Origin of the sequence: Enterobacter sp. S-33 (assembly GCF_028735835.1) — a bacterium.
Taxonomy (GTDB): domain Bacteria; phylum Pseudomonadota; class Gammaproteobacteria; order Enterobacterales; family Enterobacteriaceae; genus Enterobacter; species Enterobacter vonholyi.
Window position 1 is genome coordinate 954,949 of the sequence record NZ_CP117838.1, and the last position, 18,914, is coordinate 973,862.

The 18,914-nt window shown below is 56.6% G+C and carries 16 protein-coding genes; 11 read left to right on the top strand and 5 right to left on the bottom strand.

Annotated features, from left to right (window positions below; translation table 11 throughout):
- Positions 1–72 precede the first annotated feature (72 nt).
- Positions 73–1,182, bottom strand: coding sequence for an AI-2E family transporter (locus tag PUP35_RS04425; RefSeq protein ID WP_024906767.1), 1,110 nt, complete (start codon positions 1,180–1,182; stop codon positions 73–75).
- A 334-nt stretch (positions 1,183–1,516) separates the two neighbouring features.
- On the opposite strand from PUP35_RS04425, the gene mmuP reads away from it, so the two are divergent.
- From mmuP to tauD, 6 genes are all read left to right on the top strand, one after another.
- Positions 1,517–2,917, top strand: coding sequence for an S-methylmethionine permease (gene mmuP, locus PUP35_RS04430; protein ID WP_008503244.1), 1,401 nt, complete (start codon positions 1,517–1,519; stop codon positions 2,915–2,917).
- Complete coding sequence (mmuM, locus tag PUP35_RS04435) at positions 2,904–3,836, top strand: homocysteine S-methyltransferase (RefSeq protein ID WP_274242192.1); 933 nt, start codon at positions 2,904–2,906, stop codon at positions 3,834–3,836. The genes mmuP and mmuM overlap by 14 nt, the downstream gene beginning before the upstream one ends.
- A gap of 178 nt (positions 3,837–4,014) precedes the next feature.
- Positions 4,015–4,977 (top strand): taurine ABC transporter substrate-binding protein, encoded by a 963-nt coding sequence (tauA, locus tag PUP35_RS04440; protein ID WP_001018397.1) that lies wholly within the window; start codon positions 4,015–4,017, stop codon positions 4,975–4,977.
- A 10-nt stretch (positions 4,978–4,987) separates the two neighbouring features.
- Positions 4,988–5,755 (top strand): taurine ABC transporter ATP-binding subunit, encoded by a 768-nt coding sequence (tauB, locus tag PUP35_RS04445; protein ID WP_115874316.1) that lies wholly within the window; start codon positions 4,988–4,990, stop codon positions 5,753–5,755.
- Positions 5,752–6,579, top strand: a complete 828-nt coding sequence (tauC, locus tag PUP35_RS04450) for a taurine ABC transporter permease TauC (protein ID WP_274242193.1) — start codon at positions 5,752–5,754, stop codon at positions 6,577–6,579. The genes tauB and tauC overlap by 4 nt, the downstream gene beginning before the upstream one ends.
- A complete protein-coding gene (gene tauD, locus PUP35_RS04455; protein WP_111963457.1) occupies positions 6,576–7,427 on the top strand; it encodes a taurine dioxygenase in 852 nt (283 codons plus the stop codon). Before tauC ends, tauD begins: the two co-directional genes overlap by 4 nt.
- A 25-nt stretch (positions 7,428–7,452) precedes the next feature.
- Here the strand turns inward: tauD and PUP35_RS04460 are convergent, their stop codons facing one another.
- The gene (locus tag PUP35_RS04460) at positions 7,453–9,165 is read right to left on the bottom strand and encodes a lysophospholipid acyltransferase family protein (protein WP_274242196.1); all 1,713 of its coding nucleotides are present in this window, start codon (positions 9,163–9,165) and stop codon (positions 7,453–7,455) included.
- Positions 9,166–9,292: 127 nt separating this feature from the next.
- Positions 9,293–10,267, bottom strand: a complete 975-nt coding sequence (gene hemB / locus PUP35_RS04465; protein ID WP_028017695.1) for a porphobilinogen synthase — start codon at positions 10,265–10,267, stop codon at positions 9,293–9,295.
- Between the two features lie 452 nt (positions 10,268–10,719).
- On the opposite strand from hemB, the gene PUP35_RS04470 reads away from it, so the two are divergent.
- Both PUP35_RS04470 and PUP35_RS04475 read left to right on the top strand, forming a co-directional pair.
- Positions 10,720–13,494, top strand: a complete 2,775-nt coding sequence (locus PUP35_RS04470) for an autotransporter outer membrane beta-barrel domain-containing protein (protein WP_274242200.1) — start codon at positions 10,720–10,722, stop codon at positions 13,492–13,494.
- Positions 13,495–13,587: 93 nt separating this feature from the next.
- Positions 13,588–14,211, top strand: a complete 624-nt coding sequence (locus tag PUP35_RS04475; RefSeq protein WP_127729731.1) for a helix-turn-helix domain-containing protein — start codon at positions 13,588–13,590, stop codon at positions 14,209–14,211.
- Between the two features lie 2 nt (positions 14,212–14,213).
- Here PUP35_RS04475 and ampH read toward each other — a convergent pair whose 3' ends face one another.
- On the bottom strand, positions 14,214–15,374 hold the full coding sequence (gene ampH, locus PUP35_RS04480) for a D-alanyl-D-alanine-carboxypeptidase/endopeptidase AmpH (RefSeq protein ID WP_111963450.1): 1,161 nt from the start codon (positions 15,372–15,374) through the stop codon (positions 14,214–14,216).
- 204 nt (positions 15,375–15,578) lie between these two features.
- Between ampH and PUP35_RS04485 the strand changes: the two genes are divergently transcribed.
- From PUP35_RS04485 to PUP35_RS04495, 3 genes are all read left to right on the top strand, one after another.
- On the top strand, positions 15,579–16,112 hold the full coding sequence (locus tag PUP35_RS04485; RefSeq protein ID WP_115874321.1) for an isochorismatase family protein: 534 nt from the start codon (positions 15,579–15,581) through the stop codon (positions 16,110–16,112).
- A 115-nt stretch (positions 16,113–16,227) separates the two neighbouring features.
- A complete protein-coding gene (gene sbmA / locus PUP35_RS04490) occupies positions 16,228–17,448 on the top strand; it encodes a peptide antibiotic transporter SbmA (protein ID WP_104949290.1) in 1,221 nt (406 codons plus the stop codon).
- Between the two features lie 14 nt (positions 17,449–17,462).
- Complete coding sequence (locus PUP35_RS04495; RefSeq protein WP_115874322.1) at positions 17,463–18,560, top strand: DUF1615 domain-containing protein; 1,098 nt, start codon at positions 17,463–17,465, stop codon at positions 18,558–18,560.
- Here the strand turns inward: PUP35_RS04495 and PUP35_RS04500 are convergent.
- The gene (locus tag PUP35_RS04500) at positions 18,557–18,856 is read right to left on the bottom strand and encodes a DUF2755 family protein (RefSeq protein WP_008503287.1); all 300 of its coding nucleotides are present in this window, start codon (positions 18,854–18,856) and stop codon (positions 18,557–18,559) included. The genes PUP35_RS04495 and PUP35_RS04500 overlap by 4 nt on opposite strands.
- Positions 18,857–18,914 lie beyond the last annotated feature (58 nt).

Sequence of the window (18,914 nt, forward strand, 5' to 3'; positions counted from 1 at the left end):
AGAAAACGTCTGATTTAAGGCGAAAAAAAAGGCGGCTCAGTGCCGCCTGGTGTGGTCTTTATCGTCACGTCCTTACAAATCTGGAGGATTTTTTCCTTCTTCGATGAAGTCGGGGTCCAGCTCTTCGGCGTTACCTTCGTGATCGCGCCCTGAGAAGAGGTTCCAGCAGGCGATAAACAGCGCGGCAATGAGCGGCCCAATCACAAAGCCGTTAATGCCGTACAGCTCCATGCCGCCGAGGGTGGAGATCAGAATCAGGTAGTCCGGCATTTTGGTGTCTTTTCCGACCAGCAGCGGGCGCAGGATATTGTCCACCAGCCCGACGACGATCACGAAGAAGCCGACAATAAACAGCCCCTGCCAGATCTGGTGCGTGGCGAAGAGGAAGATTGCGGCGGGCACCCAGACAATCGCCGAGCCGATGGCGGGCACCAGGGAAAGGAAGGCCATCAGCGCGCCCCAGAGCACGCTGCCGTCAATACCGGCAATAGCAAACGCAATCCCGCCGAGGATGCCCTGAACCACCGCCACCGCCGCCGTACCTTTTACCGTGGCCCGCGACACGCCGACGAATTTGGCGAACAGGTGCTGCTTGGCGAAATCAGACAGCGGCAGAGAGTCGAGGATCTGGCGCACCAGATACGGGCCGTCTTTCAGCAGGAAGAACAGCAGATAAAGCATAATGCCGAAGCTAATCGCAAAGCCAAACGTGCCTTTGCCGATAAGGAACGCGCTGCCGGCGAGATATTGCCCGCCCTGTAGGGCGACATCGGAGAGTTTTTTCTGAATCTGCGCCGCGTTGGTCAGATTGTGGTCCGCCAGGAAGCCGCTGGCCCAGTCAGGCAGGTGGTTGAAGATGCTCGCCACCACTTCCGGGAACTGGGTATTGTTCTCCTGCAGTTTGGTGTAAACCACGTTCAGCTCAATGGCGAGCGAGGAGAGGATCACCATCAGCGGAATAAAGACGATCAGGCAGATAATACCGATGGTCAACAGCGAGGCCAGCCCGTTGCGATCCCCCAGCGCGGCGCGCAGCTTGTTTTTTACCGGATTGAAGATAACGGTCAGAATGGCGGCCCACAGAATGGCGGAGAAGTAGGGCGACAGCACGTCGAAGAAGGCCCAGGTGACGAGGGCGAGAATGAAAATAAAAAAACCTTTAGTCAGTCCATTAAAGCGCATAGTGATTCCTGGTAACGAATAAGCAGTGTCGACTATAGAACTGATTGTGAGAATTACCAACCCTTGCGCCGGGCAGTGTTGCGGTATGACTCCGCTCTTCACGGATACCACTTTCGACTGACCGAAGTTCGCCTTTTCCCGCACCATGCTGTAAGTATCTGCTTGCGGAGGTGCTTATGGCCTGGCGTCCGATTCTCTATGTGATCCTCACAACCCACCCCAGACTCAGCGCGCGGCGCGCCCGTTTGCGTCTGGTCATCTAGCTTTTTATTAACAATCGCGGTATAACACACCTTCTTTGGATGTTTAGATGTCCATACGTATAGAAGGTAATATGCAAACACAACAAGAAAATGGGCAGCTTAAGCGCACCATGAAAACACGCCACCTGATTATGCTCTCGCTGGGTGGCGTGATTGGGACAGGGTTATTCTTCAATACCGGCTACATCATTTCCACGACCGGGGCTGCGGGCACGCTGCTGGCGTACCTGATAGGCGCGCTGGTGGTCTGGCTGGTGATGCAGTGTCTGGGCGAACTTTCCGTAGCGATGCCGGAAACCGGCGCGTTCCACGTCTATGCCGCTCGCTATCTTGGCCCGGCGACGGGCTACACCGTGGCATGGCTCTACTGGCTCACCTGGACGGTGGCGCTCGGCTCGAGCTTCACCGCCGCGGGTTTCTGCATGCAGTACTGGTTCCCGCAGGTGCCCGTCTGGGCGTGGTGCGTTGTCTTCTGCGTGGTGATTTTTGGCCTGAACGTCATCTCGACGCGCTTCTTTGCTGAAGGCGAATTCTGGTTCTCGCTGGTGAAAGTCATCACCATCATCGCCTTTATTATTCTGGGTGGCGCGGCGGTCTTTGGCTTTATCCCGATGCAGGATGGTTCACCCGCGCCGGGCTTAAGCAACATTACCGCCGAAGGCTGGTTCCCGCACGGCGGCCTGCCGATCCTGATGACCATGGTGGCGGTGAACTTTGCCTTCTCCGGGACCGAGCTCATCGGTATTGCGGCGGGGGAAACTGAAAATCCGCACAAGGTGATTCCGGTCGCGATCCGCACTACCATTGCGCGCCTCATCATCTTCTTTATCGGCACCGTGTTTGTGCTGGCGGCGCTGATCCCGATGCAGCAGGCGGGCGTGGAAAAGAGCCCGTTCGTGCTGGTGTTTGAAAAGGTCGGTATTCCTTACGCGGCGGATATTTTTAACTTCGTGATCCTGACGGCGATCCTTTCGGCGGCGAACTCCGGGCTGTATGCCTCCGGGCGCATGCTATGGTCGCTCTCTAATGAGAAAACGCTGCCGCGCTGCTTTGCCCGGGTGAACAAAAACGGCGTGCCGCTGACGGCGCTCTCGGTTTCTATGCTCGGCGGCGTGCTGGCGCTGTTCTCAAGCGTGGTGGCGCCGGACACGGTGTTCGTGGCGCTCTCGGCAATTTCGGGCTTTGCGGTGGTGGCCGTCTGGATCAGCATCTGCGCGTCGCACTTCGTTTTCCGTCGTCGCCATCTGCAGTCCGGGCAGCCGCTCTCTGCGCTGCAGTACCGCGCGCCGTGGTATCCGCTTGTGCCAGTGCTCGGGTTTATCCTCTGCGTAGTGGCCTGTGTCGGCCTGTGGTTTGACCCAAGCCAGCGCATTGCCCTTTATTGCGGGATCCCGTTTGTCGCCCTGTGTTATGGTGCCTACTACCTGACCCGAAATATGACATCGCAGGAGCCTGAACATGTCGCAGAATAATCCGCTTACCGCCCTCCTTGAAAAGCAGCCGTTTGTGGTGCTGGATGGCGCGATGGCGACGGAGCTGGAAGCGCGCGGCTGTAACCTGGCAGACAGCCTCTGGTCTGCCAAAGTGCTGATGGAAAACCCGGAGCTTATCCGTGAAGTGCACCTTGATTACTACCGCGCGGGCGCGCAGGTGGCGATCACCGCCAGCTATCAGGCCACGCCTGCGGGCTTTGCGGCGCGCGGCCTCGACGAGGCGCAGTCCCGGGCGCTTATTGGCAGAAGCGTGGAGCTGGCGCGTAAGGCGCGTGAAGCGTATCTGGCTGAAAATCCGCATGCGGGCACGCTGCTGGTGGCGGGATCCGTTGGGCCGTATGGCGCGTATCTGGCGGATGGCTCAGAGTATCGCGGCGATTACGTGCGCAGTGCGGAAGTATTTACCGACTTCCACCGGCCGCGCGTGGAAGCGCTGCTGGACGCGGGCGCTGACCTGCTGGCCTGCGAAACGCTGCCCTCGTTTGCCGAGACTAAGGCGCTGGCGGCGCTTCTGGCCGAGTATCCCCGCGCCCGGGCGTGGTTCTCCTTTACCCTGCGGGACAGCGAGCACCTGAGCGACGGCACGCCGCTGCGTGACGTGGTCAGCGTGCTGGCAAACTCGCCGCACATTGTCGCACTGGGCATTAACTGTATCGCCCTGGAAAACACCACGGCCGCGCTGAAGCATCTGCAAAGCCTGACGCCGCTGCCGCTGGTGGTCTACCCGAACTCGGGCGAGCATTATGACGCAGTGACCAAAACCTGGCACCACCACGGTGAAGCGTGCGAGACGCTGGCGGGGTATCTGCCGCAGTGGCTGGAAGCCGGCGCGAAGCTGATTGGCGGATGCTGTCGCACCACGCCGAAGGATATTGCTGAGCTGAACGCGCAGCGCTGATGCTCTCACCCTGACCCTCTCCCACGGGGAGAGGGGAAAAAACGAACCGCACAAAACCAACTATCCTTTCCCGCTTTTTATCTAAAAACGAATCGTTATGAGCGATTCATTTTTATTCCTTTATCAAAATTCCCGCGTTGGAAATACTGCCCTCATAACAACAAGGGGAGCAGGCACTATGGCAATTTCATCGCGAATCACACTACTCGGCGCACTGGCGCTGTGGGCATTTCAGGCGCAGGCGGTGGACGTCACCGTCGCGTATCAAACTTCTGCGGAACCGGCGAAAGTCGCGCAGGCGGACAACACCTTTGCCAAAGAGAGCGGCGCGAAAGTCGACTGGCGCAAGTTTGACAGCGGCGCGTCCGTGGTGCGTGCGCTAGCCTCCGGCGACGTGCAGATCGGCAATATCGGTTCCAGCCCGCTGGCGGTTGCGGCCAGCCAGCAGGTGCCGATTGAGGTGTTCCTGCTCGCCTCGCAGCTCGGTAACTCTGAAGCGCTGGTGGTGAAGAAAAACATCACCAAACCGGAAGACCTGATCGGCAAACGCATCGCCGTGCCGTTTATCTCCACCACCCACTACAGCCTGCTGGCGGCGCTGAAACACTGGGGCATCAAGCCGGGGCAGGTACAAATTATCAACCTCCAGCCGCCGGCGATTATCGCGGCCTGGCAGCGTGGCGACATTGACGGGGCCTATGTGTGGGCACCGGCCGTGAACGAGCTGGAAAAAGACGGCACCGTGCTGACCGACTCCGAAAAAGTGGGCCAGTGGGGGGCGCCAACTCTCGACGTGTGGGTCGTACGTAAAGACTTCGCCGAGAAACATCCTGAGGTGGTGAAAGCCTTCGCCAAAAGCGCGATTGATGCCCAGCAGCCGTACATCAGCAATCCTGATGAATGGCTGAAGCAGCCCGCTAACCTGGAAAAACTCTCCCGCCTGAGCGGCGTGCCGGAAGCGGACGTGCCGGGGCTGGTGAAGGGCAATACCTATCTGACCCCCGCGCAGCAGGTGCAGCAGCTGACCGGGCCGGTAAACAAAGCGATTGTAGATACCGCCACCTTCCTGAAAGAGCAGGGCAAAGTGCCCGCGGTGGCGACGGATTACAGCCAGTACGTAACCGATCGTTTTGTGAAATAAGGAGTACGCCATGCTGAATATTACAAATCTGTCTGCTGATTACGGTGGTAAACCCGCGCTGGAGGATATCAACCTGACGCTGGACAGCGGTGAACTGCTGGTGGTGCTGGGCCCGTCCGGGTGCGGAAAAACCACGCTGCTCAATCTGATCGCCGGGTTTGTCCCTTATCAGCATGGCACCATTCAGCTGGAAGGCAAAAAGGTGGAAGGCCCCGGCGCCGAGCGCGGCGTGGTCTTCCAGAATGAAGGCCTGCTCCCGTGGCGCAACGTGCAGGAAAACGTGGCGTTTGGGCTGCAGCTTGCGGGCATCAACCGCGAACAGCGGCTGGAAACGGCGCGGGCGATGCTGAAAAAAGTGGGGCTGGAAGGGGCGGAAAAACGCTTTATCTGGCAGCTTTCCGGCGGCCAGCGGCAGCGCGTCGGTATTGCCCGCGCGCTGGCAGCGAATCCGCAGCTGTTGCTGCTGGACGAGCCGTTCGGGGCGCTGGATGCCTTCACCCGCGAGCAGATGCAAACCCTGCTGCTGCGCCTGTGGCATGAGACGGGCAAGCAGGTGCTGTTGATTACCCACGATATCGAAGAGGCGGTGTTTATGGCCACCGAGCTGGTGCTGCTCTCGCCGGGGCCGGGCCGCGTGCTGGAGCGTTTGCCGCTGGATTTCGCCCGCCGCTACGTCGCGGGGGAACCCGTGCGCGGCATCAAATCCGATCCGCTGTTTATCGAACAGCGTGAGTACGTTTTAAGCCGCGTGTTTGAACAGCGGGAGGCTTTCTCATGAGCATCATCTTCAGTGAAAAAACGCGCCGCACGCGTCTGGCGCTGCGCTGGCCTTTCTCACGTCAAATCACGTTGAGCGTCGGTACGCTGCTGGTGCTGCTGGCGGTGTGGTGGGCAGTTGCTGCCCTGCAGTGGGTCAGCCCGCTGTTTCTGCCGCCGCCGGGACAGGTGCTGGCCAAACTCATTACCATCGCCGGCCCGCAGGGCTTTATGGATGCCACGCTCTGGCAGCACTTAGGCGCTAGCCTGGCACGCATTCTGGTGGCGCTGCTGGCGGCGGTGATTATCGGCATTCCCGTGGGGATTGCGATGGGGCTGAGCCCGACGGTGCGCGGCATCCTCGACCCGCTGATTGAGCTTTACCGTCCGGTCCCGCCGCTGGCCTATCTGCCGCTGATGGTGATCTGGTTCGGCATCGGTGAAACCTCAAAAATCCTGCTGATTTATCTGGCGATTTTCGCCCCGGTGGCCATGTCGGCGCTGGCGGGCGTGAAGAGCGCCCAGCAGGTGCGGATCCGCGCGGCGCAGTCGCTGGGAGCCAGCCGCACGCAGGTGCTGCTGTTCGTTATTTTACCGGGCGCACTGCCGGAGATTTTAACCGGGCTGCGCATCGGCCTTGGCGTGGGCTGGTCCACGCTGGTGGCCGCAGAGCTTATTGCGGCCACGCGCGGCCTTGGCTTTATGGTGCAGTCGGCGGGGGAGTTCCTGGCGACTGACGTGGTGCTGGCAGGGATCGCGGTGATCGCCGCGATCGCCTTCGGATTAGAACTGGGGCTGCGCGCGTTACAGCGCCGTCTGACGCCCTGGCATGGAGAAATACAATGAGTGAACGTCTGACCATTACCCCGCTGGGGCCGTACATTGGCGCACAGGTATCGGGCCTGGATGTGACCCGTCCGCTGAGTGATAACCAGTTCGAGCAGCTGTACCACGCGGTGCTGCGTCATCAGGTGGTATTCCTGCGCGAGCAGGCGATCACTCCGCAGCAGCAGCGCGCGCTGGCCCTGCGCTTTGGCGATCTGCATATTCACCCCGTCTATCCGCATGCGGAAGGGGTGGAGGAGATTATCGTCCTCGACACCCACAACGATAATCCGCCGGACAACGACAACTGGCATACCGACGTAACCTTTATCGAGACGCCGCCTGCGGGGGCGATACTGGCGGCGAAGCTGCTGCCGGATACGGGGGGCGATACGCTGTGGGCCAGCGGGATTGCGGCGTATGAGGCGCTGTCAGTGCCGTTCCGGACGCTGCTGAGCGGGCTGCGGGCGGAGCATGACTTCAAGAAATCGTTCCAGGAGTACAAGTACCGCAAGAGTGAAGAGGAACATCAGCGCTGGCAGGAGGCGGTTGCGAAACATCCTCCGCTGCTGCACCCGGTGGTGCGGACCCATCCGGTCACGGGCAAGCAGGCGCTGTTTGTGAACGAAGGATTCACGACGCGCATTGTGGATGTGTCCGAGAAAGAGAGCGAGGCGCTGTTAGGTTTCCTGTTCGCGCATATCACCAAACCGGAGTTCCAGGTTCGCTGGCGCTGGCAGGAGAATGACCTGGCGATCTGGGATAACCGCGTGACGCAGCACTACGCCAATGCGGACTATCTTCCGCAACGCCGGATTATGCAGCGGGCGACGATTTTGGGGGATAAGCCGTTTTACCGTGCGCCTTGATCCCCTTACCCTAACCCTCTCCCTTTTAGGGAGAGGGCTGTAAATGCGCCTCAATATACCGCTGATAGCGGTTCGCCTTCAGATAACACAAATCCACCAGCACCAGCCCGTCAATACAGTTGCTGAACGCCGGGTCGCTGCCAAAATCAATAAACTGCACGCCGCCGGGCTCGCACAGCTCGGAATATTGCTTGTAGAGCGGCGGAATGCCGCAGCCGAGATTGCCGAGCAGGGATTTCAGCTTTGTCAGATCGTCCACGTAATCCACGCCGCCAAACTGCGCGAGCACGTCCGGCAGCGATGCGGGATACGGTTGACGTGAGGCGGCTAGCGGATGCATCGCCGGGAACCACAGGCGATAAAATGCCACCAGCAGATCCCGCGCGGCAGGCGGTAAGCCGCCGGAAATGGAGACCGGGCCAAACAGGTAGCGGTAGTGCGGATAACGCGCCAGATAGGCACCAATGCCGGACCATAAATAGTCCAGGCCGCGGCGTCCCCAGTAGCGTGGCTGGATAAAGCTACGCCCCAGCTCAATGCCGTGCTCCAGCACGTCCTGCATTTTGTCGTCGTAGTGGAACAGACTATAGCTGTACAGCCCCTCAACGCCGCGCTTTTCGATCTGCATGGCCGTCGGCATAAAGCGATACGCCCCGACAATCTCCAGATCGTCCTCATCCCACAGGATCAGGTGCAGATAATCATCGTCGTAGCTGTCGGTGTCCCGGCGTTTGCCGCTCCCTTCCTCCACCGCGCGAAAGGCAATCTCGCGCAGGCGGCCCAGCTCGCGCAGCAGCGGGGCGTCTTCCTGGCCGTTTCGCTGCCAAAGATAGATGGTTTTACCGTCGCTGGTTTTTCCCAGGCTCTCGGCCTGCGCCAGCGCGCGTTTCAGTGTGGCCCGGTCTTCCGGACGGGCAATCGCGCACTGGGTTTTAAAGACCCCGGGCAATCCCTTGCCAAGACGCATCACGTGCTGACGGCACTGCTCGGCCATCTCACGCGACGAAAGGTTAGCGCTGTGCCAGTGATGCCACGTAATCTGCTGGCCGATTTTGATCGGCAGCTGGCTGTGGCGGCGGCGGAACATCTGCTGCATCAGCAGCAGCATCGACAGCGTCGGAGAGACCAGCGTGCTGGCATAAAAGAGCAGGCTGTTATGCGCCTGAATATGCACCGGCAGCAGCGGGGCGCGCAGCTTGCCGGCGAGTTTGATAAAGCCGGAGTGCCATTTCTTATCGCGAATGCCCTTGAGCGTAGGGCGGGAAACTTCTCCGGCCGGGAAGAAGATCAGCACGCCCGCGTTTTGCAGATGCTGTTCCATCTGCACCAGGGACGATTTCGCCGTCCTGCCGCCCATATTATCCACCGGAATAAACAGCGAGCTGAGGGGCTCAAGGTGGGTCAGCATCCGGTTGGTTACGACTTTAACATCGCGCCGCACGCGGGAGACGGCATACAGTAGCGCCAGGCCGTCCAGCGTACCCGTCGGGTGGTTGGCAATGATGACCAGCGGGCCATGTTCGGGGATTTGTTCGAGATCGCGGGCGGAAACGGTGCAGAGAATATCAAGGTGCTCCAGAACCTGCTCCACCATATCCAGGCCTTTCAGGTGGCGGTGGGCTGCGGCAAATTGCTGAAATTCGTCTTCGTAGAACAGTCTTTTTAACAGACTTTTTTGCCAGGGGGCGGGCCTCGCCTGAGGCCAAAGATCGTCGAGAACGCTATCGAGGCTAAACATGGTTACTCCTCCTGCCGTCTTGCGAAGACAGTAGAAGGAGCAGATGTCGGTTGTATTGCAGTTTGGTGAAGATTAGCGCAGAGAACAGGCCGGGCCAGGCGAAGCCGCCACCCGGCGCTAAAGCGGATTAACGCAGAATTTTTTTCTCGGCCAGATCCAGCGCGAAGTAGCTGAAGATCAGATCCGCGCCCGCGCGTTTGATAGCGCCGAGGCTTTCCAGGACCACTTTCTCTTCGTCAATTGCACCCGCCAGCGCGGCGAATTTGATCATCGCGTACTCACCGCTGACCTGGTAAGCGCCCAGCGGCAGCTCGGTGCGCTCGCGGATGTCGCGCAGGATATCGAGATACGCGCCAGCCGGTTTCACCATCAGGCAGTCTGCGCCCTGGGCTTCATCGAGCAGGGATTCACGAATCGCTTCGCGGCGGTTCAGCGGGTTCATCTGATAGGTTTTACGATCGCCTTTCAGCGCCGTTCCCGCCGCTTCGCGGAACGGGCCGTAGAAGGAGGAGGCAAATTTGGTGGAGTAAGACATGATGGCGGTGTCGGTGAAACCGGCCGCGTCCAGGGCCTGACGAATCGCCTGAACCTGTCCGTCCATTGCGGCAGATGGCGCGATGAAGTCCGCACCCGCAGCGGCCGCGACGACCGCCTGCTTGCCGAGGTTCAGCAGGGTAGCATCGTTATCCACGCCGTGATCGCACAGCACGCCGCAGTGGCCGTGAGAGGTATATTCACAGAAGCAGGTGTCGGACATCACCACCATTTCCGGCACGGTCTCTTTGCAGATGCGGGACATGCGGGCGACGAGGCCATCTTCTTTCCACGCGTCGCTGCCGGTGGCGTCAGTATGGTGGGAGATGCCGAAGGTCATCACCGAGCGGATACCCGCGTTGGCGATACGTTCGATCTCACGCGCCAGATATTTCTCCGGAATGCGCATTACGCCCGGCATGGCTTCGATGGCTTTGTAGTCATCGATCTCTTCTTCAACAAAAATCGGCAACACCAGATCGTTTAAGGTCAGGGTTGTCTCTTCAAACATAGCGCGCAGTGCAGGTGACTTGCGCAGGCGGCGGGGACGTGCAATTAAATCGGTCATGGTATGCCTGATGTTTGTGGAACAAAGAAGGCTAGTGTACCTCAAAGTGGCGACGGGTGTTTTACTAAAGTGGGCATTTTGCTTTTGCAAAATGCGGCAGGTGAGTTTGCCTGTTACCAATAATATATAATGCAGGTCACTATAACTCTGAGATAAGAATGAGATATTCGTGTTATTTCTATATGGTAATGAATGCATAATCAAAAATGATTTATTATTTTTATGGTGTTTTTTCGATTGATTTGGCCGTGCATTAACATTCTGTTTTTATAATATTTATTTTATGACGCCTTATGCTTTGTGGTCTGGATGTGTTTTTTGTCTGAATACGGACTTAATGGAAACATTCATTGAACCTTTTCGAAGTGAAACTGCATAATTCCCTCCGCAATTAAATATTGCAAATTCATTAATGGACAAACTTGCTTACGTCCCTGAGGAGGGATGACCCAATGCAAACATGGAAAAAGAAACTGGTTGTATCTCAACTTGCATTAGCCTGCACCCTGGCTATCGCTTCTCAGGCCAATGCGAAGGATATTTCTGGTACGACATATAATACCTTCGGATACGATAATACAGCGTCCAACCCCTGGTATTATGGTTATGCCGACTGGGATTACTCAGATGCCATCCACGATGGTGATATTTATCCTGTGATTAATAAAGCCACCGTGAATGGCGTTATTTCAACGTATTATCTTGATGATGGTATCAATGGTCGGGCAAATGCGTTGAGCATTTCCAACAGCACCATTAATGGCATGATCACTTCTGAATGTATGACCGCCTCGTGTGCTGATGGTATAGATACCGACGGCACGACCCATTCTCAGTACGATCGTTTTAGCCTGACCGTGGATAACTCTACGATCAACGATACCTATGAGCATTACGCTTATGACGTCGTAAATGGTCAGAGCACAGAAACGCATTATCTGGACACCTATGCTCTCGGTAACGCGATTACCCTGGATGTTGAATCGGATATTGTGATCCAGAATAACTCCCACGTTGCGGGGATTACCCTGACGCAGGGGTATCAGGAACTGGATAATACCCCATACGACGGAGTTGAAGGCGTAGCCAACAGCAGCAAAGTCTTTACCGACACGCTAGTTGTGAAAGATTCGGTACTGACTTCCGGTGCATACAGCGATTTAGGGACCAGCGGATTCTACGGTCAAAGCGCGAAGCCGAGCGACTACGGTGAAACCAACGCGACAGCGGCAGATGATGCGGCGCTGATTGTGGCCGCCAGCGCGTCTGATAACGCGATGCAGACCACCGCCACGTTCGATCACTCCACCGTTACTGGCGATATTCTGTTCTCCAGCACCTTCGACAACAACTTCTTCCCGAACGGCGATCCGGCAACCGATACCACCGCAGACGGCATCTATAACCCTACTACCAACGGCTGGGATGGCACCGATAAGCTGGATGTTACTCTCACCAACGGCAGCAAATGGGTCGGTGCAGCGCAGTCCAGCGTCGAGGCTATTGGCACGGCGCAGATGTATGGCCAGGGCTACAGCAACGTAGACTGGAGCACTCTGTCTCCTGACAGCATTTGGCCGGATTCCACCTATGACAGCAACGGACACGTTGCGGGCGAAGCGGTGTATCAGAGCGGTCTGTTTAACATCGCGCTGGATAACGGCTCCGAGTGGGATACCCGTAAGATGTCTAACATCGACACGCTGACGGTAAACAACCATTCTCAGGTCAATGTTGAAAGCTCTGGCCTGCTGGCGGATACCATCACTCTGACCAATGCTTCCTCATTGAATATCGGCGACAGCGGCGACGTAGCCACCGACCATTTGTATCTGGACAGCTATAGCCGTGCGGCACTGACGGAAGAAACGGCCGATCTTTATGCCAACACTATCACCGTGGATAACGGTGCAGAACTGGCGCTGGGGCTGGGCCAGGTTGATACGCACAATATGGTACTGACCGATGGCGGTGTGTTAAACGTTGCCAGCCGTGATTACGTGCTGAACAGCGATCTGAACAACGCTCGCTATATCACCAACGATAAGCGCAGCGCCGATTATGACTACGGCGTTGTGGCCATTAACTCTGACGGCCATCTGGCGGTGAACGGTGATGTTGCAGGCAACTACCAGGTCCGTATTGACGGCGCGACCGGAGCAGGTTCCGTTGCTGATTACAAAAACAAAGAGATTATTCGCGTTTATGACAATAACGCGGATACCACAGCCAGCTTCACTGCCGCAAACAGAGCCGATTTAGGTGCTTACACTTACCAGGCGCAGCAGCAGGGTGACTCCGTTGTCCTCCAGCAGAAAGCGCTGACCGACTACGCGAATATGGCGCTGAGCATTCCTTCTGCCAATACCAATATCTGGAATCTGCAGCAGGATACCGTAGGCTCGCGCCTGACAAACAGCCGTCACGGCCTGGCGGATAACGGCGGAGCGTGGGTGAGCTACTTCGGCGGCAACTTCGACGGTGACAGTGGCGTTATCAGCTACGATCAGGACGTGAGCGGTATTATGGTGGGTCTGGATACCCAGATTGACGGTAATAACGCGAAGTGGATCGTCGGTGGTGCGGCAGGTTTCGCGAAGGGTGATATCAGCGATCGTACCGGTCAGGCCGATCAGGACAGCCAGACGGCGATGATCTACGCGTCAGCGAAGTTTATGAACGACCTGTTCCTTGACAGCTCCCTGAGCTACACCCGCTTCAACAGCGATCTTTCCGCTAACATGAGCAACGGCCAGTATGTTGACGGTAATACCACCAGCGACGCTGTTGGTTTTGGGCTGAAGCTGGGCTATGACTGGAAACCAAACCTCTCTGGCTACGTTACGCCATATGCAGCCGTATCTGGCCTGTTCCAGTCTGGTGATGATTATCGTCTGAGCAATGACATGCGCATGGATGGGCAATCTTACGACAGCCTGCGTTATGAACTCGGTGTTGATACGGGTTACACCTTCAACTACGGCGGCGATCAGGCTCTGACCCCTTACTTCAAACTGGCCTATGTCTATGACGACGCCGATAACAATGCCGATATTAACGGCGACGGCATTGATAACGGCGTGAAAGGTTCAGCTGTTCGTGTTGGGCTGGGCACCCAGTTCAGCTTCACGAAGAACTTCAGTGCTTACACTGATGCCACTTATCTGGGCGGCGGTGACGTTGACCAGAACTGGGGCGCAAACCTTGGCGTGAAATATAACTGGTAATGCATAAAAGCGGGGGAGGGATGACCTCCCCACTTTTTACAAAAGCAATAAAAATAATATTGAACCGACAAATACGGATGTTTTGAGGTCTGCATGAACGTTAATGCGAAACCGCTTTCTGAATTACGCCGGCTCGAACAGTGTTTAATATCGGCCAGTACTCCTTTTACATGTACGCCCCAACAATTAATAACGTCAGATGAATGGAATGAGCCTCGTACGATCGTATTACAAACCGGTGTTATTGAGGTCTACCGTTCCTCTGATGAGCTGCTGGTTGGAATTGCGACTGCTCCTTTTATTTTCGGTCTGTCGACGGTGATGATTCATCACTCTCAGGAATATAGGGTGATGGCAAAAACGGCCTGTACCGGTTTTTATTTGTCTACGGAAACCACCCGTCAACTCATTCAACAGAATTCACTCTGGAAAGAGGCCTTCTGCTGGTTATCGTGGATAAATTACATTCTTGAAAAACGCGATATGCAGCTGGTTGGCAATAACTCCTATCACCAGATCCGCGCGATGCTGTTAAATATGGCAGAGTGGGATGAAACGCTGCGTTCAAAAATCGGTGTGATGAATCATATTCAGCAAAGCACACGTATTTCACGTTCTGTTGTTGCCGAGGTTCTGGCCGCCCTGCGACAGGGAAACTATATCAATATGAGCCGGGGCAAGCTGGTCAGCATCAACCGCTTGCCCACGGAATATTAATATCAGTTGGACGCGGTAAGAACCTGGGCTTTATTGGCGCTCAGCTCAGCCACCAGGTTATTAATCCCGTCACTCATATTGACGAAACGCGTATGCGGGGAGCGGGTCACCACCACAAACGCGCCCACGTTTGACTGGGGGATCATCGCCATATAGGTGATGAACCCGCCACCGCCACCGGTTTTCTGAATAATACCCGGACGGCCATTTTTTGGCGCCATATAGACCCAGCCCATGCCGAGCGCATCGGCTTTACCCGGCACGTCCATCCCGATGACGCGGTGCAGCTGGGTACGCTGATAAATCAGGGTTTGCATACGATCGGCCTGGCTGCTGCGAGCGTAGAAATCCGAGGAAAGGAACTGCTGCATCCAGCGCATCATGTCGCCAGGCGTGGAATAGACCCCGCCGCTGCCCACGGCCGCGAGCGTGTTATTACAGGGGCTTGCGCCTTTCTCCGCCACCATCAGGCGACGGCACTGATCCGGGGACGGGGTAAAGGTGGTGTCTTTCATGCCCAGCGGACGGGTTATCTGCTCTTCAAACAGCTGCGTATAAGGTTTGCCAGCCGCCGTTGAAAGAGCGTCCGCCAGCAGGTCAAAGGCCAGGTTTGAATAAGAGGCCTGCGAACCCGGAGCCGCCTTCAGCGTGGCGGTACTCAGATAGCTCCAGCGCTGGTCGCGCGTTGGCCAGACAAATACGTCACGATGCGCCGCCCCGCCCGGCTGCTCACGCGGCAGGGCGCTGGTGTGGGTGGCAAGGTTCACAAGCCGAATCGGCGTACCCTGATAGGTTGGAACCCGGGCGCCTGGAGGCGCGTATTTGCTGAGCGGGTCGTCGAGCTTCACCACGCCCTGGTCGAGCAGTTTCACCAGCATTTCGCTGGTCATCAGCTTGGTTAAGGACGCGATGCGGATAACGGAATCCAGCTGCGGATGAATGTTATTTCCCGGGCGCGTTTCGCCAAAGCTGCGGAACACGCGCTGGTTTCCGTCGATGACAACCATCGCCATTCCGGTCGCGCCGCTGCCGTAATAGATAAGGTTCGCGTAGCGATCGGCAATATCTGAAGCTAAAACGGGAGCCGTCAGCGGTTGGGCTGCCTGGGCGGTAGAAAAGCTCACCGCACACAGCGCGGCAAAAGAGAGCAGACAACGTTTCAACGAAAAGCATCCATGAAGTGAAATAGGAAAGTTATGGGTATTTATACTACTAAACGGTACCGCGCAATGCCCCGAATTGCATAACGATAGCGAGAAAAACGTAACCATGGGTAAATATGAACAATTTACTTACGAGCCATCTCCCATTTTGTGACATCGGGCTTATGATAGGCACCAGTGTCACTCAATCTTACGGAGAACGGTATGTCTGAGAAGCGTGTGGTTATGGTTGTCGATATGCAGAACGGGGTATTTGAAACCCCTCGTCATCAGCGCGAAAAGTGTGTGTCTCTGATCAACCAGCTTACGCAGGCTGCCGACAAGGTGATTTTTATTCAGCACACCGAGGCCGGGGGGCTGGAAGAGGGAAGTGAAGGATTTGCGCTACTGCCTGAACTCCATCAGCCGGCTGACGCGCTTTACGTGACCAAAACGGCCTGTGATGCCTTCTACAACACCGGGCTTGAGACGCTGCTGCGTGACCAGGGCATTCGAGAGTTTGTCATCTGCGGCTGCGCCACCGATTACTGCGTCGATGCGACGATCAAGAACGGCGTTAGCCGGGGTTATCACATCACAGTTGCGGAAGATGCCCATACCACATCCAACCGCCCGGCTGCTGAAGCACAGATCCTGATTAACCATCACAACGACGTCTGGCGTAACTTCATTGCGCCAGCGAACCCTCTCGCAGTGAAACGCACCGAAACAATTCTCGAAAACTGGAAAGCGAACTAATAATCAACCCTCGGGTCTGACCTTTTTGCCTGAGCCGGGAGGCTGGCCTGGGCAGGTATTTCGTTTGGTAACGTGTTGTGCACAGCAACAGCCATAACAACAAGAAGGAAGCATTATGTTTAAGTCTTTTTTCCCAAAGCCGGGGCCTTTTTTCCTGTCGGCATTTATTTGGGCACTCATCGCTGTCATTTTCTGGCAGGCGGGCGGGGGCGCATGGCTGACGCGCATCACGGGAGCGACAGGCGAGGTACCGATTAGCGCGGCGCGCTTCTGGTCGCTCAGCTACCTGCTGTTTTATGCCTACTACACGGTGTGCGTAGGGCTGTTTGCCCTTTTTTGGTTTGTCTATTCTCCGCACCGCTGGCAGTACTGGTCGATCCTCGGCACATCGCTGATTATCTTCGTCACCTGGTTTCTGGTGGAAGTGGGCGTGGCGGTTAACGCCTGGTATGCGCCGTTCTACGATCTGATCCAGACCGCGCTGAGCTCGCCGCATAAGGTGACCATCAATCAGTTCTACCATGAAGTTGGCGTCTTCCTCGGCATCGCCCTGATTGCGGTTATCATCGGCGTGATGAACAATTTCTTCGTCAGCCACTACGTTTTCCGCTGGCGTACCGCGATGAACGAACATTATATGGCGCACTGGCAGCACCTGCGCCATATCGAAGGTGCCGCACAGCGTGTGCAGGAAGACACCATGCGTTTTGCCTCCACGCTTGAAGACATGGGCGTCAGCTTTATCAACGCCATTATGACGCTGATTGCCTTCCTGCCGGTGCTGGTAACGCTCTCGGCGCATGTACCGGATTTGCCGATTGTCGGCCATATTCCGTATGGTCTGGTGATTGCCGCGATCGTCTGGTCGCTGATGGGGACGGGCCTGCTGGCGGTGGTGGGGATCAAACTGCCGGGGCTGGAGTTTAAAAATCAACGCGTCGAAGCCGCATATCGTAAAGAGCTGGTTTATGGCGAAGACGATGCCAACCGCGCCTCGCCGCCGACCGTCCGCGAGCTGTTTGGCGCCGTGCGTCGCAACTATTTCCGTCTCTACTTCCACTATATGTATTTCAACATCGCGCGTATTTTGTATCTGCAGGTGGATAACGTTTTCGGTTTGTTCCTGCTGTTTCCGTCCATTGTTGCGGGTACGATTACGCTCGGTCTGATGACGCAGATCACCAACGTTTTCGGTCAGGTTCGCGGGTCGTTCCAGTACCTGATCAGCTCCTGGACCACGCTGGTAGAACTGATGTCCATCTACAAACGTCTGCGCAGCTTTGAACGCGAGCTGGACGATCGTGACCTGCAGGAAGTCACCAACACATTTAGCTAATACAGGAAGTTGCTATGTCTTTTGCCGTACCGCGCGCGTTACCGTTGACCATTCTGGCCGCTTTTGTACTGGCAGGCTGTGCCGAAAAGGGGGCTGCTCCGCTCAAAAAGGGCGAGAAGCCCGTTGATGTGGCGAGCGTTGTGCGGCAGAAAATGCCCGCCAGCGTAAAGGATCGCAATGCGTGGGCAGACGCGCTGGCAAAAACCTTTGAAAGCCAAAAGATCGCCCCGACCGAGGAGAACATCTGTTCGGTGCTGGCGGTGGCGCAGCAGGAGTCAATGTACCAGTCAGATCCGGCTGTGCCGGGTCTGAACAAAATCGCCTGGAAAGAGATCGACCGCCGCGCGGAGTCCATGCATATCCCGGTGTTCCTCGTGCATACCGCGCTTAAAATCACCTCGCCGAACGGCAAAAGCTACAGCGAACGGCTGGATACGGTGAAAACCGAAAAACAGCTTAGCGCCATCTTTGATGATTTCATCAGCATGGTCCCAATGGGGCAGAAGCTGTTTGGTTCACTGAACCCGGTCCACACCGGTGGCCCAATGCAGGTAAGCATCGCGTTCGCGGAGAAACACACCGACGGCTATCCGTGGAAAATCGACGGTACGGTGCGCCAGGAGGTCTTCTCTCTGCGCGGCGGACTGTGGTTCGGCACGTATCACCTGTTGAACTATCCGGCGAACTACGATGAGCCGCTGTACCGCTTTGCCGACTTTAACGCCGGCTGGTATGCCAGCCGTAATGCGGCATTCCAGAGTGCGGTCAGCCGCGCAAGCGGCGTCAAGCTCGCGCTGGACGGCGATCTCATCGCTTACGGCAGCAGCGAAGCAGGGAGCACTGAGCTTGCCGTACGGAAACTTTCTACAACGCTGGGTCTGAGCAACAGCGACATTCGCCGTCAGCTTGAGAAAGGCGATAGTCTGGCCTTTGAGAAAACGGATCTGTACAAGAAGGTGTTTGCGCTCGCAGAGCAGAAAAGCGGGAAAACGTTACCGAGGGCTATCCTGCCGGGCATTCAGCTGGAAAGCCCGAAGATCACGCGTAACCTGACCACCGCGTGGTTCGCAAAACGCGTGGACGATCGTCGGGCTCGCTGTATGGGGCTTTAACGGCGACGGCGAAAGCGCAGCACTAATGCCACAACGCCCAGAATCATACATCCCGCGAGGAAGGGGATCAGCCCGAACAGGGTGCTGACGCCAAAGCCAATCTCAACTCGCGGGCGTCCGTTATCCTGCACCTGCATCAGGTGTTCATAAACGCCAGGCGCATGGACCAGCATATTGAGCAGCTGTGAGCCGGCCCAGAAGCAAAACAGGACAAACAGGGCATACGCGATATTACCCGCCGTAGAGGTTTTTGGTTTTCCGCCAAAAATCGGTTTCGACAATGTAAAGTCAGCCATGATGACCTCCGGATAAATCGCTCTGTTAATACGCTTCGTACAGGGTGAGTTTGACAGG